Raw genomic sequence first — 587 nt, 5'->3', positions numbered from 1 at the left:
GGGACGAACTGCGCACGGGTGATCCCGGAGACGCCGGGCGAGTGGCGGAATACGGAAGAGGCGGAGCGCTGGGCCGGGGTCAACACCGTGCTCGAAATCGTCAATGAATCGCTTGAGGCGGCCCGTCGCGACAAGCTGATCGGCGGCGCCCTGGACGCCTGGCCGGTGGTCACGGCCCCGGCCGACCTGCTGGCCCCGTTCGATGGCCTGGACGCCGCCGAGGTGTTCCGCACGTCCGGCGCCGAACTGGTCGCCGGGGGCGAGGCCGTGACGGTCGTGGTCAACATCGCCAACCACCCAAAATGCGCCCGGTCGTGGCGGCGAGTGCCGGATGTCGGCTCGGATCCGGATTATCCGGAGCTGTCGGCGCGTGACGCCGATGCGGTGCGGTGGATGGAGTCGCAGCGCTGAACCCTTCTCCCCGTGCGGGTGAAGGTGGCAGGCGAAGCCTGACGGATGAGGGGTGTGGGTGGCCCGTAGCCAAAAATGGAGACGCTGTCCGCCTTCTCTTTCGTCATCCTCCGGCGAGGCGAAGCCGAGACCGGAGGATCTAGCGGCGCCGAAGGCGACCCTTGGTCCAGCCGTTG

At 68.8% G+C, this 587-nt stretch carries 1 pseudogene; it reads left to right on the top strand.

Features of this window, described 5'->3' with window-relative positions:
- Positions 1-411, top strand: a pseudogene (gene ileS, locus ACK4SE_RS14185) (isoleucine--tRNA ligase); the annotation flags it as partial.
- Positions 412-587 lie beyond the last annotated feature (176 nt).

The sequence above is a fragment of the Brevundimonas sp. genome (assembly GCF_046293315.1).
In the GTDB taxonomy this organism is placed as follows: domain Bacteria; phylum Pseudomonadota; class Alphaproteobacteria; order Caulobacterales; family Caulobacteraceae; genus Brevundimonas.
This window is presented reverse-complemented; position numbering and strand designations above follow the sequence as displayed.